General features: G+C 56.5%; 22 protein-coding genes. 12 read left to right on the forward strand and 10 right to left on the reverse strand.

What is annotated here, in order from left to right:
* The first annotated feature begins 136 nt into the window (after window positions 1–136).
* From DIE22_RS30405 to DIE22_RS30415, 3 genes are read left to right on the forward strand one after another with little or no spacing between them, the layout of a single operon-like run.
* Window positions 137–493 (forward strand): hypothetical protein, encoded by a 357-nt coding sequence (locus tag DIE22_RS30405; protein ID WP_124606733.1) that lies wholly within the window; start codon window positions 137–139, stop codon window positions 491–493.
* Window positions 490–2,067 (forward strand): alpha/beta hydrolase, encoded by a 1,578-nt coding sequence (locus tag DIE22_RS30410; RefSeq protein ID WP_124606734.1) that lies wholly within the window; start codon window positions 490–492, stop codon window positions 2,065–2,067. The genes DIE22_RS30405 and DIE22_RS30410 overlap by 4 nt, the downstream gene beginning before the upstream one ends.
* Window positions 2,064–3,143: an alpha/beta hydrolase gene (locus tag DIE22_RS30415; RefSeq protein WP_185640716.1), complete on the forward strand. Its 1,080-nt coding sequence runs from the start codon at window positions 2,064–2,066 to the stop codon at window positions 3,141–3,143. Before DIE22_RS30410 ends, DIE22_RS30415 begins: the two co-directional genes overlap by 4 nt.
* A gap of 454 nt (window positions 3,144–3,597) precedes the next feature.
* Here DIE22_RS30415 and DIE22_RS30420 read toward each other — a convergent pair whose 3' ends face one another.
* The 10 genes from DIE22_RS30420 to DIE22_RS30465 all read right to left on the reverse strand — a co-directional run bounded on the left by DIE22_RS30420 (window position 3,598) and on the right by DIE22_RS30465 (window position 14,076).
* Complete coding sequence (locus DIE22_RS30420; RefSeq protein ID WP_124606736.1) at window positions 3,598–4,284, reverse strand: TetR/AcrR family transcriptional regulator; 687 nt, start codon at window positions 4,282–4,284, stop codon at window positions 3,598–3,600.
* Between the two features lie 137 nt (window positions 4,285–4,421).
* Window positions 4,422–5,276 (reverse strand): enoyl-CoA hydratase/isomerase family protein, encoded by an 855-nt coding sequence (locus DIE22_RS30425; protein WP_124606737.1) that lies wholly within the window; start codon window positions 5,274–5,276, stop codon window positions 4,422–4,424.
* Between the two features lie 167 nt (window positions 5,277–5,443).
* Window positions 5,444–6,691 (reverse strand): acyl-CoA dehydrogenase family protein, encoded by a 1,248-nt coding sequence (locus DIE22_RS30430; protein ID WP_124606738.1) that lies wholly within the window; start codon window positions 6,689–6,691, stop codon window positions 5,444–5,446.
* A gap of 13 nt (window positions 6,692–6,704) precedes the next feature.
* Window positions 6,705–7,745 carry a phosphotransferase family protein gene (locus tag DIE22_RS30435; protein WP_124606739.1) on the reverse strand — a complete coding sequence of 347 codons (1,041 nt, stop codon included), beginning with the start codon at window positions 7,743–7,745 and terminating at the stop codon, window positions 6,705–6,707.
* Window positions 7,746–7,854: 109 nt separating this feature from the next.
* Window positions 7,855–8,298 carry a nuclear transport factor 2 family protein gene (locus DIE22_RS30440; protein WP_185640717.1) on the reverse strand — a complete coding sequence of 148 codons (444 nt, stop codon included), beginning with the start codon at window positions 8,296–8,298 and terminating at the stop codon, window positions 7,855–7,857.
* A 10-nt stretch (window positions 8,299–8,308) separates the two neighbouring features.
* A complete protein-coding gene (locus tag DIE22_RS30445; protein ID WP_124606741.1) occupies window positions 8,309–9,235 on the reverse strand; it encodes a 3-keto-5-aminohexanoate cleavage protein in 927 nt (308 codons plus the stop codon).
* A gap of 4 nt (window positions 9,236–9,239) precedes the next feature.
* Window positions 9,240–10,253: an NADP-dependent oxidoreductase gene (locus DIE22_RS30450; protein WP_124606742.1), complete on the reverse strand. Its 1,014-nt coding sequence runs from the start codon at window positions 10,251–10,253 to the stop codon at window positions 9,240–9,242.
* A complete protein-coding gene (locus tag DIE22_RS30455; protein WP_124606743.1) occupies window positions 10,250–11,263 on the reverse strand; it encodes a fumarylacetoacetate hydrolase family protein in 1,014 nt (337 codons plus the stop codon). Before DIE22_RS30455 ends, DIE22_RS30450 begins: the two co-directional genes overlap by 4 nt.
* 57 nt (window positions 11,264–11,320) lie before the next feature.
* A complete protein-coding gene (locus DIE22_RS30460) occupies window positions 11,321–12,397 on the reverse strand; it encodes a VOC family protein (protein ID WP_185640718.1) in 1,077 nt (358 codons plus the stop codon).
* A 2-nt stretch (window positions 12,398–12,399) separates the two neighbouring features.
* The gene (locus tag DIE22_RS30465; RefSeq protein WP_260426798.1) at window positions 12,400–14,076 is read right to left on the reverse strand and encodes an FAD-dependent monooxygenase; all 1,677 of its coding nucleotides are present in this window, start codon (window positions 14,074–14,076) and stop codon (window positions 12,400–12,402) included.
* Window positions 14,077–14,959: 883 nt separating this feature from the next.
* Between DIE22_RS30465 and DIE22_RS30470 the strand changes: the two genes are divergently transcribed.
* From DIE22_RS30470 to DIE22_RS30510, 9 genes are all read left to right on the forward strand, one after another.
* Window positions 14,960–15,685 carry an SDR family NAD(P)-dependent oxidoreductase gene (locus DIE22_RS30470; protein WP_124606746.1) on the forward strand — a complete coding sequence of 242 codons (726 nt, stop codon included), beginning with the start codon at window positions 14,960–14,962 and terminating at the stop codon, window positions 15,683–15,685.
* A gap of 100 nt (window positions 15,686–15,785) precedes the next feature.
* Window positions 15,786–17,009, forward strand: a complete 1,224-nt coding sequence (locus DIE22_RS30475) for an MFS transporter (protein ID WP_124606747.1) — start codon at window positions 15,786–15,788, stop codon at window positions 17,007–17,009.
* Window positions 17,010–17,090: 81 nt separating this feature from the next.
* Window positions 17,091–18,050 carry a WD40/YVTN/BNR-like repeat-containing protein gene (locus DIE22_RS30480; protein ID WP_185640719.1) on the forward strand — a complete coding sequence of 320 codons (960 nt, stop codon included), beginning with the start codon at window positions 17,091–17,093 and terminating at the stop codon, window positions 18,048–18,050.
* A 49-nt stretch (window positions 18,051–18,099) separates the two neighbouring features.
* Window positions 18,100–20,529, forward strand: a complete 2,430-nt coding sequence (locus DIE22_RS30485) for an efflux RND transporter permease subunit (protein ID WP_124606749.1) — start codon at window positions 18,100–18,102, stop codon at window positions 20,527–20,529.
* Window positions 20,530–20,575: 46 nt separating this feature from the next.
* Window positions 20,576–22,129 carry a DUF1302 domain-containing protein gene (locus tag DIE22_RS30490; protein ID WP_260426799.1) on the forward strand — a complete coding sequence of 518 codons (1,554 nt, stop codon included), beginning with the start codon at window positions 20,576–20,578 and terminating at the stop codon, window positions 22,127–22,129.
* Between the two features lie 21 nt (window positions 22,130–22,150).
* Window positions 22,151–23,407, forward strand: coding sequence for a DUF1329 domain-containing protein (locus DIE22_RS30495; protein WP_124606750.1), 1,257 nt, complete (start codon window positions 22,151–22,153; stop codon window positions 23,405–23,407).
* A 178-nt stretch (window positions 23,408–23,585) separates the two neighbouring features.
* Window positions 23,586–24,293 carry an SDR family NAD(P)-dependent oxidoreductase gene (locus tag DIE22_RS30500; protein WP_124606751.1) on the forward strand — a complete coding sequence of 236 codons (708 nt, stop codon included), beginning with the start codon at window positions 23,586–23,588 and terminating at the stop codon, window positions 24,291–24,293.
* Between the two features lie 40 nt (window positions 24,294–24,333).
* On the forward strand, window positions 24,334–26,085 hold the full coding sequence (locus tag DIE22_RS30505; RefSeq protein ID WP_124606752.1) for an FAD-dependent oxidoreductase: 1,752 nt from the start codon (window positions 24,334–24,336) through the stop codon (window positions 26,083–26,085).
* A gap of 1 nt (window position 26,086) precedes the next feature.
* A complete protein-coding gene (locus DIE22_RS30510; protein WP_124606753.1) occupies window positions 26,087–26,485 on the forward strand; it encodes a hypothetical protein in 399 nt (132 codons plus the stop codon).
* Window positions 26,486–26,638 lie beyond the last annotated feature (153 nt).

The following is a 26,638-nucleotide window of genomic DNA, read 5'->3' on the forward strand; positions in this document are numbered from 1 at the left end:
CGGTCTCGGACACGCTATCGCACCCGCGACTCGCTCGTGAGAAATCAGACGCTGAACAGGATGCATTCCGCCTCCAAATTGTCAGCGTGAGTTAGAGCCATCCAGCTAATGCAATTCTCAGAGGAAGCAGTTAGCCATGATTGAACTCGTCGACACGAACGATAGCCGTGCCTTTCGCAACAAAGCCAATATTCTTGGCTTTTATGATCTCGAGATCAATCAGAAGAAGGCGGAAGAATACGTGGCCAAGTTCGCCAGTCTAGCGTATATCCAACACTACCCGTTGATAGTAGACGGTCCCGTCGCTTTGGGACAGTTCTTCGGCCAGATCACCAGAGAACGCGCCCAGGCGCGCGTCGTGGTCCACAAGATAATCGCCTTGTGGGTCTATGTGGGGGCGCACATGAATTTTCTGAGTCTGTTCAACGATGATCCGGACGATGCGGGGATCGCGATGTCGATACATCCGATAACGCATGAGGCAATACTATGACCCCCGAAAGCCTGCAACGCCTTTTCGACAACTGGGCGCGCGGTTGGATGAAGCCCACCGCCGATACCTCACGTTCCAACCCGCTGGCCGACGACCCACGCTTTAAGGATCCGGCCTGGACCAATACACAATATGGCCAGTTGATGTTGCAGTGGTATCAGGTGGCTGACCAGGCGGCGCAGCAGATCGGCACCCTGGGAGAGCGCCTGCCGCCGCATCAGAAGCAGGTGTGGGACTTCTACATACAGTACGCTCTCGATGCCCTGTCGCCATCTAACTTTTTGCTGACCAATCCGCAGGCGCTGATCAAGGCAGTCGATACCAATGGCCAGAGTATGTTGACCGGTGCCACCCGAATGCTGGTCGACATACTACAGCGCAACGCACTGCCGGCCTCCACCGACACGCAGGCATTCGCTGTGGGCAAGAACCTGGCCACGACCGCAGGCGCGGTCGTGTTCCAGAACGAGATATTCCAACTGATTCAGTACCAGTCGTTGGCGGACCAGGTGTACGCGGCGCCGCTGCTGATTGTGCCGCCCTGCGTCAACAAGTTTTACGCCTTCGACCTGAACGATAAGAAGTCGTTCGTGAAGTACCTGCTCGAGCAAGGGCACAACGTATTCATCATATCGTGGCGCAACCCGCATGCGGGCCGGGCAAGTCACGGCTGGGAGGACTACGTTTACGATGGCGTGCACAAGGCCGTGGAGATTGCTTGCGAGATTGCCGCTGAGCCTCAACTGAACCTCCTCGCATGGTGTATCGGTGGGGCTCTGTCCGTATCGGCGCTAGCGGTGATGACCCCTCCCGAAAAGAAGCGCGTAGCCTCTGCTAGTTTCCTCACCACGCTGGTGGACTATTCTGATCACGGTGACGTGAGCATCTTCGTCGATGCGCCGCAGATCAGTGCCTTCGAATCGCGCGTCCGCCTGAAGGGTGTGATGTCGGGGCAGGACCTGGCCAAGGCCATGGCGATGCTGCACGCCAACGATTCGATCTGGCACTTCTGGGTCAACAACTATCTTTTGGGCGAGAAGATCCCGCCTTTCGACGTTCTGTACTGGAACAGTGACACCGCCAACGTGCCGGGCGACCTGTACCAGTACTACGTGGAGAACATGTACTTGCGCAATCAGCTACGCAAGCCGGGCGCCCTGAGCTTGCGTGGGCGCGGGGTGCACGTGGGAAGCATAGATATACCGTGCTGTGTTGTCTCTGCCACGGAGGACCACATAGTTCCCTGGCAGACCACGCTGCTCACACTGGATTTGGTGGGTGGGCCGTGCGAGTTCCTGTTGACAGAAGGAGGCCATGTGTCAGGCACGGTCATTAATCACCCGGCTAAGTCGCGCAAGAGCTATTGGTTTAACGGCCCGCGCACAAGCGACCCGGAGGCTTGGAAGGCAGGCGCCGAAAAGCGGCAGGGTAGCTGGTGGCCCGAATGGTGCGGCTGGGTGGCCAAGACCAGCGGCAGGCTGGTGCCCGCGCCGGCTCAGCCAGGCAGCACTGTCTGGCCGGCACTGGAGGCTGCGCCCGGTGCGTATGTACTGGAACAGGTACCGCAGAGTTGAGGGCCATCCTGATGCCATCCCCTAATGCAATTAATGCCCACCTGCGCACTGGTACTACCTCGAGCCTGCCGGTCATCGTCGCTACTGACCACCGTATTGCCAGCGGTGCGCTAGGCGTGCAATTGCATGTGCGCAACAAGCGTCTGGCGACGCTGCACAAGCCGCACCCGGACAAGGTGGTCGTGTTTGTGCACGGCGCCACCTTTCCGGGCAGCATGGCATTCGATCACCCTATGTTCGGCGGCGGATCCTGGCTTGACTACTTGGCGTTGCACGGCTTCGACACCTACTTATTCGATGTGCGCGGCTATGGCCGTTCGTCGCGCCCCGCTGCCAGCACCTTCCCCGTGCCGCGCAACCCGCCGTATGCCCGCACGCCCGAAGCCGGCGATGACCTTTCCGCGGTGGTCGAGTTCGTGCGCGCACGCACCAGCGGAGCGCGCGTCAACCTGATCGGCTGGTCCTGGGGTACCGCCCTCGGTGGCGGCTTTACTGCGGCACGCAACGAGGCGGTACGCCATCTTGTCTTGGTCGCGCCGCTTTGGATCATCCGCAATTCGCCGGGCATAGCACTCTCGCGCTGGATGATGTCCATGCTGCCGCCGCCACTACCCAACAACGCTGACTTCCTGGGCGACTTTCGAGCTATCTCAAAGAAAGAAGCACGCCAGCGCTGGGTACGTGGGCTGGACGAGACTACCGCCGAGCAGCTGATTCCGCAGGCCGAGTTCGATACCTGGTGGCAGGCGCTGTTCGAGATTCAGGGAAGGACAGGCGATTCGGCGCAGACAGTGCAGGCGCCCAATGGCGTGATGGCCGACCTGATCGACCACTGGGCGACTAGCCGAGCGACCTACGAGCCCGAGCACATCCGGGTGCCGACCCAACTACTGTTGGGCGAATGGGACATAGACACCCCGGCGTACATGGCGCAGGAGCTGTTCTCGCGGCTCAAGCACGCGCCATACAAGCGGCTGGAGATACTGGCACGTGGCACGCATTCCATGGCGTTGGAGTTGAACCGCTTTGACCTCTTCGACCGATGCCGCGAGTTCCTGGAAACACGCTTCGTTTGATTTCACCGCGAGCCGTGCGGCTGGCGTCGCTGCGTGGTGCTGATCCAGCGACGCCGGCTCAAGCCGCACCGACGCACAATGCGCATGAGGCGAGCGACCCGTTTGCGCGGTGGCGCGTCAATTTGTGTTGCCGCTTACCTTGTAGGGCTTTGCCGCACGTCGGTCACCATTCGGCTTCGCTGAAGCTCGAAGTTCAGTTGGCTTGAGCAAGCCTCAATTCGCTACCGATTCTGACAATCTCTGCTTCTCCTCGCTCCAATGCTTGGGCGCTCGTATGTACCGAGTAATGGCCGAGCCAAAGGTCATGCGGATGCTTGATGGCCACCCCCAAGATGAATTCGACGTCGCTGTGAGCCTCAAACTCCAAGTCGCTATCCGACTCTTCGAAGATTGCCAACTCTTCCGGGAGGTTTGCTTCGGATATGGTCAGAATGACGGGGCGAATCGATCTCGTCTATCGAAATACTGCTCTCTCGATTAACTTCCAGTAACGATTAACTGCCTTCGAATCGTCAAGCGAAAAACCTATCGTGGCGCTCATCTCGCCCTTTAGGGACGAAAGCACGGAAGTCATTCCGATCAGCATGTAATAGAGTAAATCCGGATCCACTTTGATGAGGGCGCCGTCAGCCTGTGCAGCACGGATTTGAGGCAAGATTCGGTCACGCGTCTTCAACAGTACATTTTGGACCAACCATTCAAGCCTAGGGCTATTTCCCTGGTTTTCGCGCAGCATGAAATGGTGAAAGGCGGTGTGTTCTATCGTGAACTTAAGGAAGGTTCGAAATTCCTCGCGTACACGGTCTGCAGGAGACATTTTGGAGTCGATCGGAATTGCGTTATTCCATTTGACTTCTATCTGTGCGAATGCGTCTTCGGCCACCGCGCGCCAGAGCGTGTCCTTGTTTCGAAAGTGGTAAGTAATAAGCGTATACTCAAGCCCTGCTCGCTCCCCAATACGACGCATGCTGGCCCCATCAAAACCGCGCTCAGCGAATTCATCTAATGCAGCGTCCATGATCGCCCGACGGGTCTCGATGGCGCGAGTCTGCTCGCGCCGACCTTCGTTATGGCGGCGACCGAGTGCCGGCGTTCGAGGTGACGACTCGGGTTGCTCTGCAGTATTCAGTGTGCGGCTCATGCAAATTCCAAAAGGGGCGGGCTGGAGATGTTCAGGATACACGCCGGCCGTCAGCGCCTGCAAGTATCTGCCGGATCGATGCGATCGCTTTCGTCAGGTTTCTACGTCATCAAACTGCAGATCCGACACGACCTCTCTTAGCCTTTCTTGCCACCCGACTGCTGAACGAACTTTGCAATTCTCTCTCCGAATTCCTTTGTTTGGGCACACCTGATGAACGCTTGCTTTTCCTGTTCCAGATACTCCTCCAGGCCATCATCCGAAATTCGGCGTACAAGTGATTTGATCTCCGTGACCCCAGCGGAAGGGTAATGTGCCAGTTTCTCGGCAGTCTCGAGGGTGGTGGGGCATAGCGATTGTGATTCACAAACACGCTGAACAAGGCCTAGTGATAGCGCATCTTCGGCCGTTAAGTAATCTTGGAGCAGCAGTACATCGATAGCCCGCGCAGCACCCAGACGGCGTGTAAGCTGGAACGAGAGTCCGCCATCGGTCGAAGTGCCCAGTTTCGGATATCCGGTAACGAAGCGAGCGGCACTTGAGGCAACGACCACATCACAGGCGAGTGCTAATGAGAACCCGGCGCCCGCAGCCGCACCATGTACGCTAGCAATTACGGGAACGGCAAGCCGCCGAATCGCGAGAATTGTTGCATGGTACGTGGTGATCAGTTCGTCCAGATATGCGTTATCTGATCGGTCGATGGCTGCAAAAATCTGAGCGAGATCACCACCTGCGGAGAATGCCTTGCCGGTAGCTCGCAATATGACGGTACGGTGCTCGTTGCGATCTGCGATTTCATCCAAGGCACGAAGCAACCCTTGACACATCGGTATGTCGATGGTGGTTACGTGCCCACCGTTATCCATCGTCACGATGGCGATGTCGTCGACTTCGGCTAGATCAACGTTGCTTGTCATATCAAATGGTCCAACACAAATCGAATTGATTAGGCTGGAAATGGCGATACCGTTAAGGAAGTATTGCGCCACGCCCAGGTCCACCTGGTTAGTGGATGAGCCGTTGCTCGTCCTTCGAACGAGCGACGGCAACGTCACAGAAAAGCTAGTGGACGATTTCCCGCAGTTGCTGTCCCGTCAATGCCGAGTCTTCCATGAACGAGCGCTGGATGACGTGAATCAGCAACTCGGTCTTTACCTCAGTGTGTGATGAGATAGGCGTTCGTTGAACCCGAATTGGCTTTGGCTCTCGCCAGCTCAGCGCGCGCTACCGTGCGAAGATGGACCTCGTCCGGGCCATCAATAAAGCGCATGGCGCGACCCCACGTCCAGAGAAATGACAGTGGGGTGTCGGGCGTGAGCCCCATCGCGCCGAATACCTGAATCGCGCGATCCACGACACGAGTCTGTAGCTGCGCGGCAACGAGCTTGATGCCAGACACATCGACATAGGCCGCCTGGTTACCGCGCTGATCAAGAACCCAAGCCGCTTTCAGAACCAGTAACCGGGCCTGATCGATCTCGAGTCGAGAATGAGCGATCCAGTCCTGAACGTTGGAGAATTCGTTGAGATACTTGCCGAACGCGCGTCGGTCATTGGCACGGTCGCACATCATTTCTAATGCGAGTTCGCATTGACCAAGTGTGCGCATGCAATGATGCACCCGTCCAGGGCCAAGTCGAGCTTGAGCCATCGCAAAGCCTTCGCCTTCCGTGCCAAGCAAATTGGTTGCAGGGACCCGCACGTCTCTAAAGACGACTTCACAATGGCCTTCCGGTGAAACGTGATGCATGATCGGAACATTGCGTACCACTTCGACGCCCGGCGTGTTCAGCGGCACGATGACCATCGAATGACGCTGATGCCTGGCGGTTTGCGGATCGCCGCTGGAATTGCCAAGGACGATGGCGAACTTGCAATTCGGGTGAGATGCTCCAGTGACGAACCACTTGCGGCCATTGATGACGTAGTCGTCACCATCGCGTCGAATGGTCGTGCGGATATTCGTTGCATCTGACGAAGCCACGTCGGGCTCCGTCATGGCAAAGCTGGATCGGATTCGTCCATCGAGCAGCGGGACGAGCCATTGTTCGACCTGTTCGGGCGTCGCGAACAAGTGCAGGAGTTCCATATTCCCCGTGTCCGGCGCATTGCAGTTGAATACTTCCGGCGCCCAGGGGATCCGACCCATGATCTCGGCCAGCGGTGCGTATTCGAGGTTGGTCAAACGCGTCCCGGGCTCGTTGTCGCGCAGCGCGGGCAGGAAGAGGTTCCACAGACCGAGTTCCCTGGCTTCTGCCTTTAATGCGTCGACGATGTCGAGAGGGTAGGCGCCGCCGTCGGCGACGCGATTCCAGCTTGCGTTGGCCGGGAGCACTCGCTGCTCGATGAAGCTTTTCAGCTTATCCTGCAGAGCCTGAATCTTCGAAGAATATTGGAAGTCCATGAATCTTTCCTGATCAGAGGGGGCCGGGGATGACGCCGTCGAGTGCTTCCAGGCCGCGATGGGCCATAGCGCGGCCGAGCAGGCCCACTTCGACCGCGTTATCCGCGATCGCGATTCCACTCTTGGCGCGTGCAGCGATACCTTCAAATATGACCGCCCAGCGAAGGAAGGCCAGTGCGAAGTGGAATGGCGCAAGGTCAGTCCGCCGACCGGCGGCGCGGTAGTAGTGGTCGAGATATTCCGCTTCACCGGGAATCCCGAGGGCCGTGAGATCGAGCCCACGTATTCCGCCATACTCGCTCGGGAGCGTGCGCCAAGTGCAAGCGTTGAAAGCAGCGTCCGCGAGGGGGTGCCCAAGCGTCGACAGTTCCCAGTCCAATACGGCGATGACTTTGGGCTCGACGGGGTGGAACATCAGATTGCCTAGCCGGAAGTCGCCGTGACAGATCGTAACCTCGTCGTCTTCCGGAATATTGTCTTGCAACCACGACAGCAGTCGGTCGATGTCCGCATTCTCGCGGGTTTTTGACATTGCCCACTGTTTCGACCACCGATTGATTTGCCGCTCGAAATAGTTTCCTGGCCGGCCATAGTCCGAAAGACCAATGGAGGCCCAGTCGACCTTATGCAGTTGTGCCAGAGTGTCTGCCATGGACAAATAGATTGCGCGTCTCTCCTCGGGCTGCATGCCAGGCAAGTGACACGCTGAGAAAATTCGACCATCGAGCCGCTCCATCAGATAGAAGGGCGTACCGACGACGTCATTTTCAGCGTGAAAGAGGACCGTCCTGGGGACTGGGACATTTGTGCCAGAGAGTGCGTTGAGTATGCGGTACTCCCGGTCCACGGCATGTGCCGACGGAAGAACCTCTCCACCAGGCTTCTTTCGAAGCACCATTCGCCGATTAGCGAACGAGACGAAAAACGTGGGATTTGATTGTCCCCCTCCGACACGTTCCAATGTCATCGGGCCTTCCAGCCCCGCGATTTCTTTCCGGAGAAAGGCGTCGAGACGTGAAACATCAAACTCGACAAAGGGTTCGGCGGTTTGCATGCGTGTTTAGCTTAAAGCGTCGGAACATTCTCAACATGAAGACCGGCGGCACGCTGAGCGCGCGCACGCCGGACACTGTTGCTGAGTGGCGATATCGTGGTGTGCACAATTACCACGTGCGATTGGTGCCCCAGAGGAAGCGATCGGAATCGTGCCCGGCATAGTCGGGATCGAGATAGATATGCATCCGCTCGATCAGACCGTCATCGCGAAACTCAAAGACACTGCAGTAACGACCTCCCGACGTCTTGCCGCCCGACCACCGCGTCCCATCGCCATATTCGCCGTCGGTTGTCCCTTCAACCACGATGAAGTCGGGCCCTTCGAAGAATTTCATGGCGTCGATGTCGTGAGAGATCGATTTCAGCGTCCCGAGAAGCTTGGTTGCGAGCTCAGTGAACTCGGCTTTTCCTCGGCCCACGCCAAACTTTGGAAAATAGAACTGAAAGTCCTCGGTGAACAGATCGAATAGGTCTGCTCGTCCAGTGTCACCGCGAATGAAGTATTCTTTGACAGCTGTGACGTTCCTTGAGTCTTGATGGGCATTCGACATGTTGACTACCTCAGAATTTGACGTTGTCGGAGCCTTTGAGGGCCAGGATCGTGCGCGCTTCGTCCGGTGTCGCAATCTCGAGTGAAAGCGGCTCGAGAATCGAACGGATAAGCCGAACTTGCTCCGCATTCGAGGTCGCGAGCTTGCCCTTGCCAGCGTAAAGCGAATCTTCAAGACCTACGCGCACGTTTGAACCGTTGATTGCGCCCATCGTGATGAACGGCATTTGATGCTTGCCGCTCGCCATGACGGACCAGCGATAGTCATTTCCGAATAGCTTGTCGGCAAGTCGTTTGGCATGAAGCAAGTTCTCGGTATCGGCACCCTGACCACCGAGGATGCCGAAGATCGATTGAACGAACAGGGGAGGAGCCACCAGCTTGCGATCGAGGAAGTGCGCGAGCGTGTAGAGGTGACTGATGTCGTAGCACTCGAACTCGAACTTGGTTCCGTGACCCTTGCCAAGTCGCTCGACGATGTTCTCGATGTCGGCAAACGTGTTACGGAAGATCCAGTCACGGGATGCCTCCAGGTAGGGACGTTCCCAGTCGTATTTGAACTCTTGATAGCGCCCAAGCATCGGGTACATGCCGAAATTCATCGAGCCCATGTTGAGGGAGCAAAGTTCCGGCGATGCGAGTTCCGCAGCCGCGATTCGGTCCTCGAGGGACATCCCCTGACCGCCGCCAGTGGTGATGTTCACGACTGCGTTGGTGCCTTCCTTGATGCGCGGAAGAAAGCGCATGAAGACTTCCGGATCCGGAGTGGGTTTCCCGTTCAGCGGATCACGCGCGTGCAGGTGCAACACCGAGGCACCCGCTTCGGCCGCGTCGATAGCCTGTGCTGCGATTTCCTCGGGCGTAACAGGCAGGTGCGGACTCATGGTCGGCGTGTGCACTGCACCTGTTACTGCGCAACTAATAATGACTTTCGACATGGTCTTATCCTTTCGATGCAGGAAGGCGAATCAGCAGCTTTCCCTGGTTCTCGCCCGCATAGAGGCGGGAGATCGCACTGGGCGCCTGCTCGATCCCCTCCAAGATATCCTCGCGATAATGCAGTCGGCGTTCCTTGATCCAGCGCCCTAGTTGCGCAACGGCCTCTGGATAACGGTCAGCGTAGTCGAGTGCAATGAAGCCTCGCACCATTGCACGTTTGACAAGCAGATGCCGTTCGTTGCGAGGTCCGGAGGGCCAGGGATCCCAGCTTGAAATCGACGCGGTGCCGCATATCGCAATGCGCGCGCCCACCGAGATATTTCGCATCACCGCGTCACTGATCGGGCCGGCGGTATTGTCGAAATAGACGTCCACGCCGTCCGGGCATGCGCGTGCGATTGCGGCAGAGAGGTTGGATTCATGCTTGTAATCCAGCACGTCGTCGTAGCCGAATTCGTCGATGCACAGCTTGCACTTCTCGGGCCCTCCGGCAATGCCGACCACACGGCAACCAAGAGTTTTCGCTATTTGGCCGACGCATGATCCGACCGCGCCGGCAGCAGTCGACACCACGACGGTTTCCCCTGGCTTGGGGAAGCATTCCATCAAGCCAAAATAAGCGGCATATCCATTGATCCCGAGCACACCAAGGAAGAGGGAGAGAGGGAAGTCGCGGTCGCTGATCCGCAAAAGGACAGATGTTGGGGCAACGGCTGCATATTCCTGCCAGCCGAACAGCCCCATTACCCGATCGCCGGGCGAGAATGCTTCGGTGCGTGATTCCACTACTTCGCCCACCGCAAACGCACGCATCACATCGCCAATCTCAATGCGATCGGCATATCCGTTGGCATCACTCAACCAACCACGCATGGCAGGGTCGACGGACAAGTAAAGGTTGCGAACTAGAATCTGGCCTTCAGCGAGGTATGGGATTGGCGTTGAATCCAATTCGAAGTGTTCGGCCTGAGGTATACCTTGCGGCCGCCCCTTCAGGATCACACGGCGGTTTATCATGCTACCGAGCCTCCGTTTGAGCCGTCGTCCACGATCGTGCTAAATTGCCCGCCCAAATCGAGGTTGCTATGCAGGTCGCGCATCGTGGAAGTCAGCGTTTCGCCGGGCTGCAGAAAATCTGCGAGCGTCTTCATCTCGGAAACCATCTCGGCTCGACGGCTTGGGTCATCAAGCAAGAGTGTCTTGAGTGCCTCGATCAATTTTGGGGTGCCTTGGGCGATGACGCCTCCTGGTGTGCCGGTCAGGATCAAGTCGCCTGACTTCAGGTCCATCATTGCGGCGATCTGTGTGAGTGTCTCGGCAGGTTTGTAGATCAGTTGCGAACTGATGGCACGCTGTCGCTCAACGTCACGGTAGACCAGCGAAATCTCCAGGTTCATGAGGGCAGTGGCGACTTCGTCAGGCGCCAACAGGTAAAGTAGCGGCCCCGTCGGACAGAAAGTCCGGAAACTTTTTCCCTGGTACCACTGCATGAACGACGCACCAAACATGACGTCTCGCGCGGACACGTCGTTGCAGAGCACCACGCCTGCGACGTATTCGCCGACGTTCGTGTTATCCACAACGGTGCCGGCGGTCAATTGCGAGCGCAACACAACGCCGATTTCCACCTCGTAGTCGAGGAGCTCGACGCCCTTCGGCCGAACGATTTCGTCGTACGGGCCGCAGAGCGAAGTGCTTGCCTTTGCGAACAGGAGATTCTGTTTGCGCTCATGATGTCCCGCTTCAGCGGCGTGAGTTGCGTAGTTCAGCCCCTGGCAAACAATTGTTGCGTCGCTGGTCACCGGACTTTGCAATTGCGCCGCGGTGATGTTTACGACGTCTCCATTGTCGATGCGGTCCAGATTCCGACCATACATGGCAATAATGGTATCGGTCGTGGCGTTTCGCGCAACGGGAAGATCGATGATGTCGATGACATCGTCGGGCGATGTCGGCGGAGCTGACACGAGCTTGGCCCACCGGGATGCACCGTCGTCGTCGCGATATCGAAGGATTAGAACGGCCATTTCAGCTACCTCTTCGCTTGATTTGTTTGTTGAGCAAAATTAATGGGCGGCGTGACTTCACCGCAACCACGGGCGGGGCTGCTCCAGCAGCGCTTCGATTAACATCCTGACCTTGTGCGGTGCACCCTCGGGAACGATCTCGCTCGGCCGCATCGTGTCGGGGAGGTCGTGACCCCACATCCACAAACCGCCCCTGTTGAGCGGGTGATAACCTGTCGGATATTGATCCGTCATTACGTCGCCATCCGCATAGTGTTCCCACTCGTCACCCACAGAGTCTTTCCAATAATCAAAGACTTGGCTGCCGAGCTTGTGCCTGCCGATACCCCAATGTGGAGTCCATCCTCGAGCGCGCAGAAACTGATGCCCTTGGCCGACCGATTCGATATCGAAGGTCTCGGTAGAGATATGCAGCATTGCCGGCGCGGGTCCCTCGAGAATCGCGAGGCTGTGGTGATCGCTAGGTTCTGCGCCGCGATTGAACCGAAAGAATCCAAGCACAGGGCTTCCGTCCGAAAGCGAATTCACGTCCGTCGGGATGTAACCGAAGTGCCGCATGTACCATCGGGCGGTTTCATCGAAGTTTGGCGTCTGGAGGACGACATGGCCAATTCGGAAGACCGGGGCAGGCTGCAGGGGCGTGCGAACGGTCGCATTGACGCGTCGCTTTTCCATCGGCGTATTGGTCGCCATCAGATCCGCGCGCGTCTCCATTGGTTCGACGGCAGTGAATCCGTGAATTAAATCCACGCGCCGTCCGTCCGGATCGGTCAAACGAACACGCATGCCGCCACCCGGACCGTCGCATGACTCGATATCGACACCTTCCGCGTCGGCCAGAATCCGGAGATCGTCAGCGCTCCTGGCTGTGAGCGCGAATCCGACGAATGCATCGCGGTCGGAAGGAATAACCTCGACGCAATACGGAAACGTACCGTAGCCTCGGAAGTACCGCGTTGCGCCCTGTTCTCCGTTGCAGGGCACGAAGCCAAAGTCCTCGAGGAACCGACCCATCTCCTCCACGTTGCTTCGTTCGAAGATGACATGAGCTACAGCGTCGGCACGAACGATGGGCGCTGGACGTTCGACCGGCCGAAAGTGCGTGTTTTCGTGTGAATAAGCATGGTCTTCCATAATCACGCTCCGCGAACTCGATCGATGACGGCGTACGGGTTCGACGGCATGGCATCGCCACGCCATGCAACGTGCTGGTCGGGCCGCACCAGTACAAGGTCGCACTCGTAGATGTTTCGTGCGTGGTCGTCACGGATGTCCACCACAGTAAGAGGAACGCCACGTTCCCGAGCGGCTTCGATCATCGGTTCGACGTTTGTGTCGTTGAATCGAAGCAATGTGAACCACTGTCCGAAGAGATCGAAAATCGCGCGACCATCCTGAAGGAACAGGTGCGGAGCTCGAACGCCAGGCCATGTGCTGGGCACGTACTTGAGAGGATTCCATTCCGGCTCGTTATCCTCGCCGCAAATAATGGGCGAGTCGCGATACCGGAACCCAAGCTCGATGCCAATCGACTCGTTTTCCGCGTTGCCGAGTTCCTCGATGAGCTTCGCGTATGCCTCGCGCACTACAGCGCCTTCCTGGTTGTCTTCGTGGATCTTCGGATCATAGGCTTCGGCAATACGGAAGCGGATATCCATATGCGAGCCGGACGCCTCGAGATTGCGAGCGCCGACCGGACGTCGTTCAGCCTCGATGCTCTCGAGCAGTTTCGGCCCCCCCCAGCCTTGGAGTACCGCGGCGAACTTCCAGCCGAGATCCACCGCATCGCAAATGCCGGTGTTCATGCCGTAACCGCCGGTCGGAATGTATTGATGGACAGCGTCGCCTGCCATCCAGACCCTGTTTCGGCCGTAGCCGGTCGAAAGCACGAGGTGCGGGGACCAGGGATTGGCTTGGAGCACCTCCAACGGGAACTCGGTACCGATAGACTGATATACGAGTTCCTTGGGATCGACGGACGCCGCTTCTACACCATCCGGAAGGACGCAATGCAGAGTGAAAATTTCCTTGTCGTCTTGCGCAATCAGCGTGCCGCCAACAGGCGATTGGTAGTGCCAAGCAATGCCGAAACGCTGAAGAAGGTCCTTTGCCGGTGAGCGGAAATGGACCATGTAGAATCGGGCAATCGAGAATTTTCCTTCCCACGAGAAGCCCAGCGATTCCCGAACGACGCTGCCGCCACCGTCGCAGCCGGCAAGCAATGTGCAGCGTACCTCTTCAGTTCGGCCCGTTGCGATTTCACGCAACGTTGCAGTCACGCCATCCGCATCTTGAACGAAGCTTTGCATCCCCCAGCCGAAGCGAAGCTCGACCAACGGCGACTCCTTCAAAACTTCGCACAGGGTCGGTTCGAGAACAACCTGACTGAGGCGCATGTTCGGCTCTAGCGGTTGGGAGCCGTCATTTTGGTTGCGAATGCGCTCACGCCAGGTATGCACGTCGGGGTAGTTGAATCGAGCCAATTCCCACTCGTTGAGCCGAGTCACCCACGAAACGTCCATGCAGTTCTGGGGTGGCACCGCGACGCCGCGAATACGGTCAGCGACACCGAGACGACGGAAGTGCTCCATGCTGCGGCCGTTGGTGACATCCATCTTCGGGTGTCGCGTAGTGCCAGGATTTCTTTCCACCACGAGTGCCTTGACGCCTCGCGATTGAAGCTCCAAAGCCGTAGCGAGCCCGACCGGGCCCGCACCCACTACGAGTACAGGTACGTTGACCAAGATCCATCTCCTTCCATGTTCGAGCCCTGGTGGGCACTTCTGTTTGGTACAGCAGACTGATGTGGGCACGTTAGCACGTCTTTTTGCAAAATACTACGAGTGTGGAGGTTTGTAGGCTGGGTGAATGACGTGACTACCTCCGCGAGTTCGACCAAAAGACGGGAGAGTTTGGCGTTGCAGTTGGGTTCATCTGTGCCGATAGCTTGCTGCAGTAAGGGAGACAGGGTTGTGCGATGCGGAATCGAAAGACGTTCCGCTCGCGGCTCGACCCATTGATTCGACAGTTAGGGATATTCCCGGATGTCGCCCGCCGTGTCTCTTGCCAAACGGTGGGGCTGACACTCGGATCGTTTCTCGCAAACGGGGGCAAGCACACCGGCGACGTTTTGGGGCTCGAGAAAATCGAGCATCGCCGGATGGTCGAGGACCCGGCGAGCCGGACGTCGACCAATCGAGTCGATCGCAGCGTATGCGACATGGAGCGCGCGCGGATTCGACAACGGTCGCAGCATCGTGGCTGCTGCCGCATCCATTGATCGTTTACTTTGTTGTATTGCGACGAACATGGTGCGATGCCATAAGACCAGCAAGTGAATCGCAACGAGCGTGGGTGACCAACTGAGGTTTTCATCGCGCTGCTCTTCCCTTGTGGCCCGACAAGCTGACTGACGTCTCTCCATCCGGCCAACCTTCGTCGCGACGTAGGGACACTCCCAATAAACTCCACGAACGACAAAATTTATATTGAGTCCATGGATGCGCCACGACTGGTTCGAAGCAGTTCCGAACAGAGCGACAGAAGAGACGAACCCGGAAGGCTCGGACCGATGCGGCCCGCGAACCATTGGGTGAGCCGTTGTGGTCTGAAGTAAGCAGGCTACGGGCGTACCGGTGCGAAATTCAGACGCTCAGAATGGTTGGGCGGACACGTAATTCGGCAATGGAGGAGTTCATGGTCGATATGCACGGCAAGGTCGTCGTCATTACTGGAGCGGCGAGCGGACAAGGTGCTGCTGAGGCAAAGTTGTTCGCTGAACACGGTGCGAACGTCGTGATTACGGACATCAATGCGAAGGGCGCGAGCGTCGCCGAACGATTCGGTAGGTTGGCCCATTTTGTGCGGCACGATGTAAGTAAGGAATCCTCATGGATAGAGGTCAGGAGGCAAGCGCTTGATCGATTCAAGAAGATCGACGTGTTGATCAACAACGCGGGCGTATACCAACCGGCGACGTTGCTGGATACGGACATGGCCATCTGGGATCACCACTACCGTATCAATCAACTCGGCGTATTTCTTGGAATGCGCACCATGGCGGAAGCGATGACGGCTTTCGGCGGTGCAATCGTGAACGTGTCTTCGAACGCCGGGCTCAATAACGTACCCGGAATCTTCGCCTACGCCAGTAGCAAGTGGGCGGTACGCGGTATGACGAAGCTGGCAGCTTCCGAACTCGCACCACTCGGTATTCGAGTCAATTCCATTCATCCAGGTGTCATCGATACGCCGATGATCGGGAAGAACGACCCTGAGCGATCAAAGTTCTACGAGGACATGATCCCCATGCGCCGGCTGGGCAAGCCGGAAGAGGTGGCGCGGCTCGCACTATTTCTTGCATCCGACGCGTCGTCTTACATCACCGGCGCCGAGGTTACGGTTGACGGTGGGATTGGCTGAGGCGAGGAATCGAGGCGTTGAGTTGGTTGATGCTGCGTCGTCAGACATGTAGGAAGTCGACGGCCCCTACGGTAGTAACTGATGAAGTCAATTTCACGCAATGACTAACCAGATCGCAACTCCTGAACGGTCCGCTGAGAGTCGCAACCCGAACGAAGTAAGTGGTTATGACCGCCCGGCAGCGTTGGCCGCGATGATTTTGATGACCAATCTCGGCGCCGTGACGATGCTGTTGACGCCGGCATTGGTTGGAGGCTACATCGGCAGCGGATGGATTGGACAGGCTGAAGCATCGACCTTGACCGCCACCGAGTTGACTGGCATGAGTGTCGCTGTGGTCTTGACATCGCTCGTGCTCTCTCGAATCGACCGTAGGCTATTCTTGGCAACGGGCCTGCTGTTTACTGCACTTGGACATTTTTCTAGCGCGCTTGCAACGGCATATCCTCTCCTGCTGGCGAGTCGTGCTGTCGCTGGCATTGGAGTCGGTATCACGTACGCAATCGCGGTAGCGGCCGTGTCCAGGACGCGCGCACCGGATCGAAGCTTCGGCTTGGCAATTACCGCAAACCAACTGACTGTCACACTGATCTTGTGGATTTTGTCTTGGCGATCATTGGGCCAAGGATACAGCGGCGCAATGTATGTATTGCTTGTGTTCACCGTACTCACAGGTTTAGGCGGTTGGTGGTTTCCACGCAGCAGCTCAGAGCCGGCATCGCTTGCCGTGAATGCACGCATGAAGCCTTCTTCTTCGAGGCTCGCCAGCATCATCGGATTAACAGGTATGTTCCTGTTTCTCATTGGAATCGGCGGTGTCTGGCCGTTTGTCGGCGAGATCGCGCGCGCCCACGGCATTGGATCGGATGCAGTCGGCTACGCCCTCGCGGCATCTGGATTCGGCGGTATTGGTGGTGGGTTGCTGGTATCGCTGATCGGACTTCGGTTCGGCCGAACCTTGCCCATTATCGTCGGTACATTGGGATTGGCCACAGCAATGCTTGTGCTGAATGCCGTTTCGGATCGGATCGGTCTGAGTGTCTGTGCGATTTCATTCATGGCATTCTGGATTTTTTGCGTTCCATATTACCTTGGTGTTTTGTCTACGGCCGATTCGGATGGTCGATTAGCGGTGTTGAGCAGTGCAGCGATGCCGTTTGGATTGGCAGCCGGTCAAGCGATTTCAAATGCATTGATCGCGGGAAGAAGTAATTCAGTGCAAGTTATGGTGTCGTCGTTGTTCCTTCTGATGGCACTTGCGATGACGTTGATGAGTGCGAGCATGGTACGGAAAGTTGCAGGGAAGAGGATGTCGGGTATTTAAGATCGACCGGAAAGTGGTCGTGTTGTAGCGGGAACCCATTGAAGGGTCGTGCCTTCATGACAGATATGAGGAATGCAAATCATGTTGCGAGCAATTCGAGCAACGCTGTCGGTCCTTCCACTGCTCATCATTGGTGGATTGCTCTACGCCGCAGTTTTCGTTAAGCCGAACGTCAGTGCAAGCACGGTCGTTCCACCGCCAATCGCGCGGGGGGAGTACATGTACGGAGTTGCCAGCTTGAAGGATGGTGCGATTCTCGGCGTGGGAAGTGGTGGAAAGATATGGCGGATTTCGCCGGGCGAGCAAACGATTATGAGTGAGAAGTCGCCCACCAGTGCCGCATTGCAAGACATCGCGACCTGGAACGATGGCGCGGCTGTGGCAGTTGGAGACGGCGGGACGGTTCTCGTGAGCCAGGACCAAGGCAAATCCTGGTCGACAGTTAAGGTGACGCTTTCCTCCGTTGCCAACAAGCTCGTGAGAGTGAGGGCCATCGAGGACGGTAGTGCATGGGCTGTGGGTGAGATGGGCGCAGCGCTGAAGTCGACTGACCATGGCGCGACCTGGAATCGCGTTACCAGCGAAGAGGACAAGTCGTGGAACGACGTTTTCGTGGTCGGAAACAAGGTGTGGTTGGTCGGCGAGTTTGGTCGAATCAGCTCGTCGTCAGATGGAGGGGCAACCTGGTCCAACGTTGCCAGTCCGGTCAAAAACAGTCTCATGGCAGTGGCGTTTCGCGATGACATGCATGGGGTTGCTGTCGGCGTGGATGGAACCGTGCTGAGTACTACCGATGGTGGTGTCGCATGGGCCGTGGCGCCACGCGTGGTCACAAGCCACTTGTTCGACGTTACTTGGGATGGAAAGGAATGGTTGGCTGTGGGTGATATGGGTGTCCTGCTCATTGGCGACGCTTCTGGAGCGCATTGGCGGGAATCACGCGTGACGCCCGATAACCGGCAATGGCACACCAAAATTGTCAGAGATGGCGACCGATACGTTGCGTCCGGTGGTTCCGTGGACGTTGTTGGAGCGTTATGACACCCGCTGGCAAGGCGGTGGTCAGAGGGCCAAAAAATAGGAGACGGTTGTGAAGGACGCGATCTTTAACGTATTGCAACGCTTCGTCGAGTTCTGTATTCGACGGCGCATCTGGGTGGTCGCTATATTGGGCGTGGCGACGGCGACTATGGGCGTGGCGGCATTCCATGTATCGATCAAGACGGATCTGGACGATCTGCTGCCGCGTACTCATGCGTATATTCAAGTACACGAGCGTTTCAAGCAGAGCTTTGGTGGATCGAACATTGTCAGCATCATGTTGGAGGTGAAGGACGGAGACATCTTCAATCCGAAGACGCTGGCGAAAATACAAAAGGTTACGCAGGACCTGCAGCGCGTTGACGGCGCGAATCAGTTTCAAATCATGTCTCTTGCCTCAAAGAAGGCGAAGGACATCCGTGGGTCGACAGACGGCATTGAATTTGTGCCACTGATGTGGCCTGACATCCCGCAATCCGATCGTGACGTTGCAACACTACGGAAGTCGGTGATGAACAACCCGCTGGTCTACGGCGCGTATGTCTCGCGTGACTTGAAGGCGGCATTGATCACCGTTGACTTCTACGACCAGTTGGTCAACTACGAGACGGTCTTCCAGCAAATCAATGCGATTGCAGATAGCGTACGAGGAGACGGAGTCGTCGTGCGGGTCACCGGTGCGCCGATCCTGTTCGGATGGGTGAATCACTATCTGCCGGAGACGTTGCTCATCTTCCTCCTGACTGTCGGGATGCTGATCCTGCTGCTGTTTGTGACGGCGCGTACGTGGCGCGGTACCGTTCTGCCATTGCTCGCTGGCGTGGTAAGCGCGACGTGGGCGCTTGGGGCGGCAACATTGCTTGGATTCAACGTCGATCCGCTCGTCATCGTGGTTGCGTTTCTTATCACGGCCCGGTCCATTTCACACTCGGTTCAGCTTGTCACGCGATTTGACGACGAGATTGTCAGTGGCGCTGATAATGCAAAGGCGGCGGCAAGGGCAAGCATGCTTGCATTGTTCAAGCCCGGCATGCTCGGTGTCGTGGCCGACGCTGGCTGCATGATCGTGGTGCTACTGACGCCGATCGCGCTGATGCAGAAGGTCGCGATTATCGGAACGGTATGGGTGTTGACCATCGCTCTGAGCGCGGTCGTGCTCACTCCGGTGCTACTCTCGTGGATCAAGAATCCAAAGAGCTACGCACATCCGTTCGATGTATCGCCGATTCTTCAGAAGATCCTGGATGTTTGCATCCGCATTGTCACGTCGAAGTGGCGCTATACGGTACTCGCTGGCGCCACCATCGTATTCATTGGCTCGGGTATCTACGCGTTCAACCTGACTGTGGGTGATGCCAATCCGGGGTCTCCGATTCTTTGGCAGAAGTCGATCTATAACACGGACGCAGAAGCCATCAACCGAGAGTTTCCGGGTGCGGATCGCATGTTCGTGGTGTTCGCCGGTAATCAGCCTGGGGCGATGAAGGATCCAAACGTTCTACGCAACATGAGCGATTTCCAGAAATTCATGGGTGCTCAACCGGAAGTCGGCGCAAGCCTCTCGTTGGCCGATGTCATTCCCGTGGTAAATCGAACACTTCACGAAAGCAACCCTCGCTATCTGACGTTCGGGAAAAACAAGGAAGAGAACGCTGAGTTAGCCTATATGTTGCAGAGCGGATCGGAACCCGGAGACATGGACCGTCTCGTGGATCCGAAATATCAGAATGGCTCGGTTACGCTCTTTTTCCATGATCATCAGGGGTCGACGATTCGTACTGCGATTGCCCGGATCAAGGAATTCATGCGGTCGCATCATATCGAGCAGGGTGAGTTCAAGTTGGCTGGCGGCATGGTCGGCGTACTCGCCGCCATCAATGAAGTACTCCTGTCTGGCCAGGTCGAAAGCATCGCATTTGCTCTTCTGGTGCTGGTTGCATGCTGCGCCGTCGCGTACCGGTCGATGATGGCAGGCATCTTTTTCATGGTGCCGGTTGTGCTCGCCAATACATTGACCTTCACTTTCATGGCATTGAAGGGAATCGGGATGAATATCAATACCGTTCCGGTGGCTGCGCTGGGTATCGGACTTGGTGTCGATTATGCGTTCTATATCGTCGATGGAATCAAGGAAGATCTCCATCACCATGGTCATAACGATCTAGTGCGGGCGATCACGCGCTCGATCAACACTGCCGGACGGGGCGTTCTCATTACGGCTTCCACGTTGATCATCAGCGTGGTTCTCTGGAGCTTCTCGTCGCTGCGTTTCCAGGCAGAAATGGCGACCCTGATGGCTATCTGGCTGGCAATCTCTGCAGGTAGTGCTTTATTCATTATGCCTGCCATGGTGTATGTGTTTCGTCCAAAATTCGTGATTGGGGGGATTTCGAAGACGAGGCGTGGCGACGACGCGAGGAAGTCGGGCTGCATGGATGGAAAGGGGACGGGGTGCGACGGCGTCCCTACGAACAACTAATCCGATTGTACGATCATAGGCTTGGTATCTATCTGGAGACGTAGATATGAATACGAAATCAATCAAGAATGCAAATAAAAATAGAATTCGCATTCTGGCTGCAATCATTGCATCGGGGTGTGCGGGGCAAGCCCTTGCAGCAGACCCGATCGAGGAAGCGGTTGAGAAATCCGCGAACGACAACTACTTCAAGATGGGCGGATTCGTCAGAAGCTGGGTGTCGATGAACTTGCAAGATCACCCGGAGACCGGGGGCGGAAAAGGTCAGCTTTCCATGGCTCGAGGATCCTTGGAGTTGAACATGGATGCCAAGACCGGGCCGTTTCGATGGACGGTAGTCGGTCGAGCCGATCGGGAAGTGTTGACGCATTACGAGAGGGAACTTCAAAACCTCGCTCGAACAAATACGCCGGGCGGGCCGGGTAGCAGCATGCTCAGTCAATACAATCAAACGCAGCTTCGAGAGTATTTCGTCGACTTTGACATTGGTGAACATGCACATTTCCGCGTTGGCAAGCAGGAGGTGGCATGGGGGGAGACGGATTTCTTCCATCCGACCGACCTGATCAACGGATTCGACTATCGGTGGCGGTCGTTTCTTGAGCGTGACAACGATGAACTGCGAAAGCCGCTGATCATGGTGAACGGGAATTTCGACGTCCCGGCACTGAATGGCTCTCTGCAATTGCTGGTGCGGCCGGGCATCGATCAGCTCGCGGACATCGGTAATACATACGAGCTATCGGGTGGGCGCTGGGCCGGGCAGCCGTTCAAGGGCATCGACTTTTTGGCGCCGGGTTCGCTAACGGTCAATTATCGGCATCGGAACGGCAATGCAACCGATGTGACCGGTGGAGCGCGGTGGACCGGGCTGGCGGGCTCCGTCAATTATGCAGTGTCGTATTTGAATACTTACCGGCCCGATCCGATCGTAAACTCCGCCTTCGTGCCTTGGGGAGAAAAGCCCAAGGGCACGCTTGGTGATTTCATTTTCCCGAAAATTAATGTGTTCGGGGCAAGCGTCAGCACCGAGGTGCCGGCGATTGATTCCGTGGTGGCCGCGGAAGTCGCGTATCAGAAGAACGTGCCGTTCAACGTGGGTAGCAATTTCGCGAACGGCGCTCTGCCGGGATTTGGTGGTGTTATCACGAAGGACGTCGTTGTCTCGTCGTTGCGAATCGACAAGCAGTTTCGCCTGATGCAGTTGCTGGGGACGAGCGAAGCCACTTTGGCATCCCTTCAGATTTTTGACACATGGATTCGAAATCTCAACAATTCCGATGACATTGTGTATGCGGCTGGATATGGAAAAAAGGCGAAACGTCATACTACTACATTAACAGGATTCTTCACGCTGAACTATATGAACAGCCGTCTGAATCCGGGATTTGCGGCTGGGATGGATATTTCAAACGGTGATGCTTTCGTCATTCCGAGTATTGAATACAAGGTAGGTAACCATTGGCGGTTTTTGGCTGAGGCCGACATTTTCTTTCCGCACCATCAGAAACACCCTGGAGAAATTGAGTACTCTACTGGCCCGCTCGGTGGCCTGGCCAACAACGATCAGTTGATGCTTCGCGCTACATACCAGTTCTAATGAAATAATTGGAGACATGTTATGAAAACTTTCGATAAACTCGTTTGTCACTCTGTTTTTCTTTCATCGTTGGTTGTCGGGGCGGGGGCATGGGCCGCCGAACTTCCCGCCGGCACTGTGATTGAAAAGTCGAATATCGACACTGTGAAGAGTGATACGTTCGACGGGCATCCGATTTCGAGCCTGCTTACCGAAAAGGTGGCGTGGCAAATCCGGAACTGGAACCTCAAGATCACGCTTGATCACGCTAAACCTATTCCGGCCGAGCCGCGACTGGTTGAGGCGACGAAGAAGTATTCGGGGCAGGTGAAGTTCGATCCGAAGACAAAGGAGGTCACGGGTTACGTGGCGGGTGTTCCATTCCCGGACATTGAAACCAGCGACCCGGATGCCGGCTATAAGATGATGTGGAACTTCTACTATGCGCCGCGGGAAGGGGACACCGTGTACAACGACGTCTTTGCGTTGGCGGTCAACGGTAACAGTGGCCTGGAAACGAAGCAGGCGTGGATTTATCAGCGCTACTACTTCAAGAACAGATTGCTCGACAAGCAACCCGTCGCCGGCGACGGCACGATTGCCGCCAAAACGTATGACCTCGCGCAGTATCCGGAGGATGTAAAGGGTATCGGGACGTTCGCTGTCCGCCTGGATTCCCCGTCGTACGAAGAAACGTGGGCCTATCTGAAGTCGGCCCGGCGCACGCGCCGCCTGTCCGGCGGTGCATGGATGGATCCGGTCGGAGGACTGGATTTTCTTGGCGACGACAACAACGTATTTAACGCTCGCCCGAGCTGGTACAAGGGCTTCAAGGTGACCGGCAAGCGCTGGATTCTCGCGGTCACGGATGGGAACAAGAACAATCACGTCGAGTCCAGGTCCGGAACCGCGGACGAATTTCCGACTTACGACCTCAAAAATGCGCCCTACTGGAATCCTATCGAAAAGTGGCAGCCGCGCGAAGTATATGTCGTCGAGGCAACGCCGCCGGACCAGCACCCGTATAGCAAACGCGTTATGTACCTTGATGTCGATACGTTCCGTCCGTATTACTCGGAGAACTACGACAAAAAGGGCGAGTTCTGGAAGTTCGTGATTTCCGAAATGCGGGCTGGTGTTTCCGAGGGCGGCCAGCACGTGCTGCTGTATACGGGTGTCGAAGCAATCGACTTCAAGGCACGTCACGCAACTGTTGCGCCGATCGTCAGTCGCGCAGATCCGCGCGGGATCACCGACAGCCATTGGTCGCTGAGTGGTCTCGAGCAGCTGGCGAAGTAAGCGTCGGATCAGCGTATGCGGGAAATGTTGGTACCGGCGCCACCACGGACGGCGCGCGGTGCCAACGCGAATCGGTTGGCGCGCAGGTCGTGATTTGAACTCGACCATGAGCGAGCAGTAACTGGCTATTTCCGGGATGAGTATGGAACGTATGGCGTCTAGTTGCGGAGAGTTGGACATGAAAGATGAGTTGAAAGGGAAAGTCATTGTCGTGACGGGAGCATTCGGCAACCTAGGCATGGTGACGGCCATTACTCTCACCAAATATGGTGCAACCGTGGCGCTGGTTGACTCCAACCAAGCGCCTGCGGGACAAATTCCGGGAGCGCTGAGCGATGCACTTGTTTTGGGTGAAGTGGATCTCAGTTCTTATGATCTAGCGCATTCGGCGATGTCGACGGTCTCTGCGCGATACGGAGAGATTTACGGCGTGGTCAACGTCGCTGGAGCGTTTCGCTGGTCGACTGTGGAGGGGGATGAGGTCGACGCGTGGGATAACCTCTTCAACGCGAATTTGAAGACTGCCTTGATGACGTCGAAAGCCGTATTGCCGTATCTGCGTGATCGCGACGGCGGGCGGATCGTAAACATCGGTGCAGCCGCCGCGGCGAAGGGAGTTGTAGGAATGGGCCCTTATGCTGCGAGCAAGTCTGCGGTTGCCCGCCTCACCGAAGCGCTTGCCGATGAATTAAAGGACCGTAGTATTACGGTCAATGCGATATTGCCAAGCGTTATCGATACGCCAATTAATCGCGAAATAATGCCCGATGCGGACTTCCAGCGCTGGGTGACGCCAGACGCTGTCGCCGAAGTTATCGCGTTTCTGATGTCGCGTCGATCAGCCGCAATCACCGGTGCATTGATTCCGGTGTCAGGGCGCATGTGAGGAGCGTGGCGGAACTCCAACTTTCGAGGCGATACAAACTATGGATGAGAAGAAGAGAGATCGGACTGAGCTCCCGCGTCGAGCCTTTCTAGGTCGCGCTGCGGCCGCAGGCGTTGGTGCTGTGTTTGCCGTGCAGGCGAAGGCTGAGAATGCATCGGTTGGCGGTCGAAATTGGACTCATACGGCGGACGTGATTGTAGTTGGGTCGGGCGCTGCGGCGTTGTCTGCGGCAATTGCCGCGACGAAGGCGGGTGCCAGCGTGATCGTTCTCGAAAAGGCGCCGGTTGCCGGAGGCACGACGAGCAAGTCGGACGGGGCATACTGGATACCGAATAATCATCACCTTCGGGCCCAGAAACTTGCTGATCCCAAAAGCGAGGCAATGCGATACATGGTTCGGGGCTCGTACCCTACTCTTTACCGTGAAGAACAGCCTCGGTTTGGGGTCGGTGCGCACGAGTATGAGCTGATTGAGGCCTATTACGATAATGCTGCTTCGATTGTCGAAGACCTCGAGAATTCCGGCGTCATTCGTTCGACGATGTTTGATCTCCCGGACTACCAGGACCATGAACCGGACGGAACCAGCAAGTTGACTCATGGCCGCATCCTGGTTCCATTGAAGCCGGATGGCGGAATTGGGCAAGGTCGAGAACTAATTCGACAAATGCGCGCATGGTTGGATGCACATAAGGTTGTGTTTCTTTTCCGCCATGCTGTAAATGGCATTGAGCGTAATACATTGGGGCAAGTGATTGGTGTGGCCGTGACCAGGCCGGATGGGACAATCTTTGTTCGAGCAAAAAAAGGCGTGGTATTCGGCAGCGGCGGATTTACCCACAATCCGGATCTGATGTTGAATTTTCAACCGGGGCCGAGCTGGGGCGGATGTGCCGTACCAACCAATCAAGGCGATCTCGTCAAGATTGGGGTGCGAAACGGGGCAAAGATTGGCAACATGGTCAACGCGTGGCGTGCCGAGCTGCTCTTGGAAAGCGCAATGGAGTCGGCAAGCGTTCCGCGCGACATTTGGCAACCTCCGGGCGACAGTATGATACTGGTCAACAAGCACGGCAGGCGCGTCGTTGACGAGAAGCGAAATTACCACGAACGCACACGAGCGCACTTCGTTTGGGATGCGGTGGAATCCGAGTATCCCAACAAGCTTCTGTATATGATTTATGATAAACGGACGGCTGAACTGTTTGCCGGAAATTATCCATTGCCGGGTCCGGGGCAAAACGAAAGCTATGTGATTCAGGCGCCATCTCTAGCTGCGCTTGGAGATGCAATCCAGGCTCGCCTTGATTCGTTGCGGGAAAAAATCGGGCGTGAAAAAATGGCAGAAAATTTTTCGAAAAACCTTGGTGCGCAGATCGCTCTCTATAACGATGACGCCAAGCGAGGTGTGGACACCGAGTTCCAGCGAGGCAAGTACCCGTACGACGGTATTTGGCACACGCAAATTAATTCGAAACCGCGTACCGATACGAATTGGAAACCGGCTAGTCCGAATCCAACGGTATTTCCTATCGATACCAGGGGACCGTTTTTTGCGATCATCCTAGGAGCAGGAACGCTTGACACAAACGGTGGACCCGTTATCGACACCTACGCAAGGATTCTCGATGTTGACGGAAAGCCGATTCCGGGACTCTACGGCGCGGGCAATTGCATTGCATCTCCGGCGGCCTCGGCGTACTGGGGGGCCGGGGGAACAATTGGTCCGGCAATGACATTTGGGACCTTGGCAGGAAGGCATGCAGCGCTCGAAACGGTAAAGGATGCATAAAGTGACGTTCAAATTGAAGTGCGCCGCCAGGGCGTTTTTTATCTGCCTGTTTTTTATGTTCGATGAAACGCATGTGGGCGCTCAAAGCTTTAAAAAGGATGTGCAACCCATCCTTGATGCGAACTGCGTTTCCTGTCACCAGACGGGAAGTGCTCCACAGAATCTTGTTCTCGAGAGCGGCGCATCTTATCGCGCCATCGTCAATCATTCGAGCACCGAAGCCCATCAGATGTTGGTCGCTCCCGGTGCGCCAAAGTCGAGCTATCTGTTGGCCAAGATTTCGGGATCGCAAGCCGAGTTGGGCGGAAAGGGCGAGCGTATGCCTATAGGCGGAGTTCTCCAATCGGAGGATATCGAGGCAATCCGGGCATGGATCGCCGCAGGCGCACCGGATAACTGAGCGATGCCGCTGCAGCGATGTTCCGGAACGTCGGAGCGACCAGCGCGGGCGGAATCCGGATGAGGTCCGAACTCGACAATGTAGGTCGGTTTCGTGCAATCGTGGTTGCGACATTGGGCGCGCAGTTGCGCATGGTCGGCAATTATGGCGTCT

Origin of the sequence: Burkholderia sp. Bp9142 (assembly GCF_003853415.1) — a bacterium.
Classification (GTDB): Bacteria; Pseudomonadota; Gammaproteobacteria; order Burkholderiales; family Burkholderiaceae; genus Burkholderia.

Bases quoted from the DNA above. Each gene is read 5' to 3' on its own strand.
- DIE22_RS30405 (WP_124606733.1), top strand. From the start codon at position 137: ATGATTGAACTCGTCGACACGAACGATAGCCGTGCCTTTCGCAACAAA.
- DIE22_RS30410 (WP_124606734.1), top strand. From the start codon at position 490: ATGACCCCCGAAAGCCTGCAACGCCTTTTCGACAACTGGGCGCGCGGT.
- DIE22_RS30420 (WP_124606736.1), bottom strand. From the start codon at position 4,284: ATGAGCCGCACACTGAATACTGCAGAGCAACCCGAGTCGTCACCTCGA.
- DIE22_RS30430 (WP_124606738.1), bottom strand. From the start codon at position 6,691: ATGGACTTCCAATATTCTTCGAAGATTCAGGCTCTGCAGGATAAGCTG.
- DIE22_RS30435 (WP_124606739.1), bottom strand. From the start codon at position 7,745: ATGCAAACCGCCGAACCCTTTGTCGAGTTTGATGTTTCACGTCTCGAC.
- DIE22_RS30440 (WP_185640717.1), bottom strand. From the start codon at position 8,298: ATGTCGAATGCCCATCAAGACTCAAGGAACGTCACAGCTGTCAAAGAA.
- DIE22_RS30445 (WP_124606741.1), bottom strand. From the start codon at position 9,235: ATGTCGAAAGTCATTATTAGTTGCGCAGTAACAGGTGCAGTGCACACG.
- DIE22_RS30450 (WP_124606742.1), bottom strand. From the start codon at position 10,253: ATGATAAACCGCCGTGTGATCCTGAAGGGGCGGCCGCAAGGTATACCT.
- DIE22_RS30455 (WP_124606743.1), bottom strand. From the start codon at position 11,263: ATGGCCGTTCTAATCCTTCGATATCGCGACGACGACGGTGCATCCCGG.
- DIE22_RS30460 (WP_185640718.1), bottom strand. From the start codon at position 12,397: ATGGAAGACCATGCTTATTCACACGAAAACACGCACTTTCGGCCGGTC.
- DIE22_RS30470 (WP_124606746.1), top strand. From the start codon at position 14,960: ATGGTCGATATGCACGGCAAGGTCGTCGTCATTACTGGAGCGGCGAGC.
- DIE22_RS30475 (WP_124606747.1), top strand. From the start codon at position 15,786: ATGACTAACCAGATCGCAACTCCTGAACGGTCCGCTGAGAGTCGCAAC.
- DIE22_RS30480 (WP_185640719.1), top strand. From the start codon at position 17,091: ATGTTGCGAGCAATTCGAGCAACGCTGTCGGTCCTTCCACTGCTCATC.
- DIE22_RS30490 (WP_260426799.1), top strand. From the start codon at position 20,576: ATGAATACGAAATCAATCAAGAATGCAAATAAAAATAGAATTCGCATT.
- DIE22_RS30495 (WP_124606750.1), top strand. From the start codon at position 22,151: ATGAAAACTTTCGATAAACTCGTTTGTCACTCTGTTTTTCTTTCATCG.
- DIE22_RS30500 (WP_124606751.1), top strand. From the start codon at position 23,586: ATGAAAGATGAGTTGAAAGGGAAAGTCATTGTCGTGACGGGAGCATTC.
- DIE22_RS30505 (WP_124606752.1), top strand. From the start codon at position 24,334: ATGGATGAGAAGAAGAGAGATCGGACTGAGCTCCCGCGTCGAGCCTTT.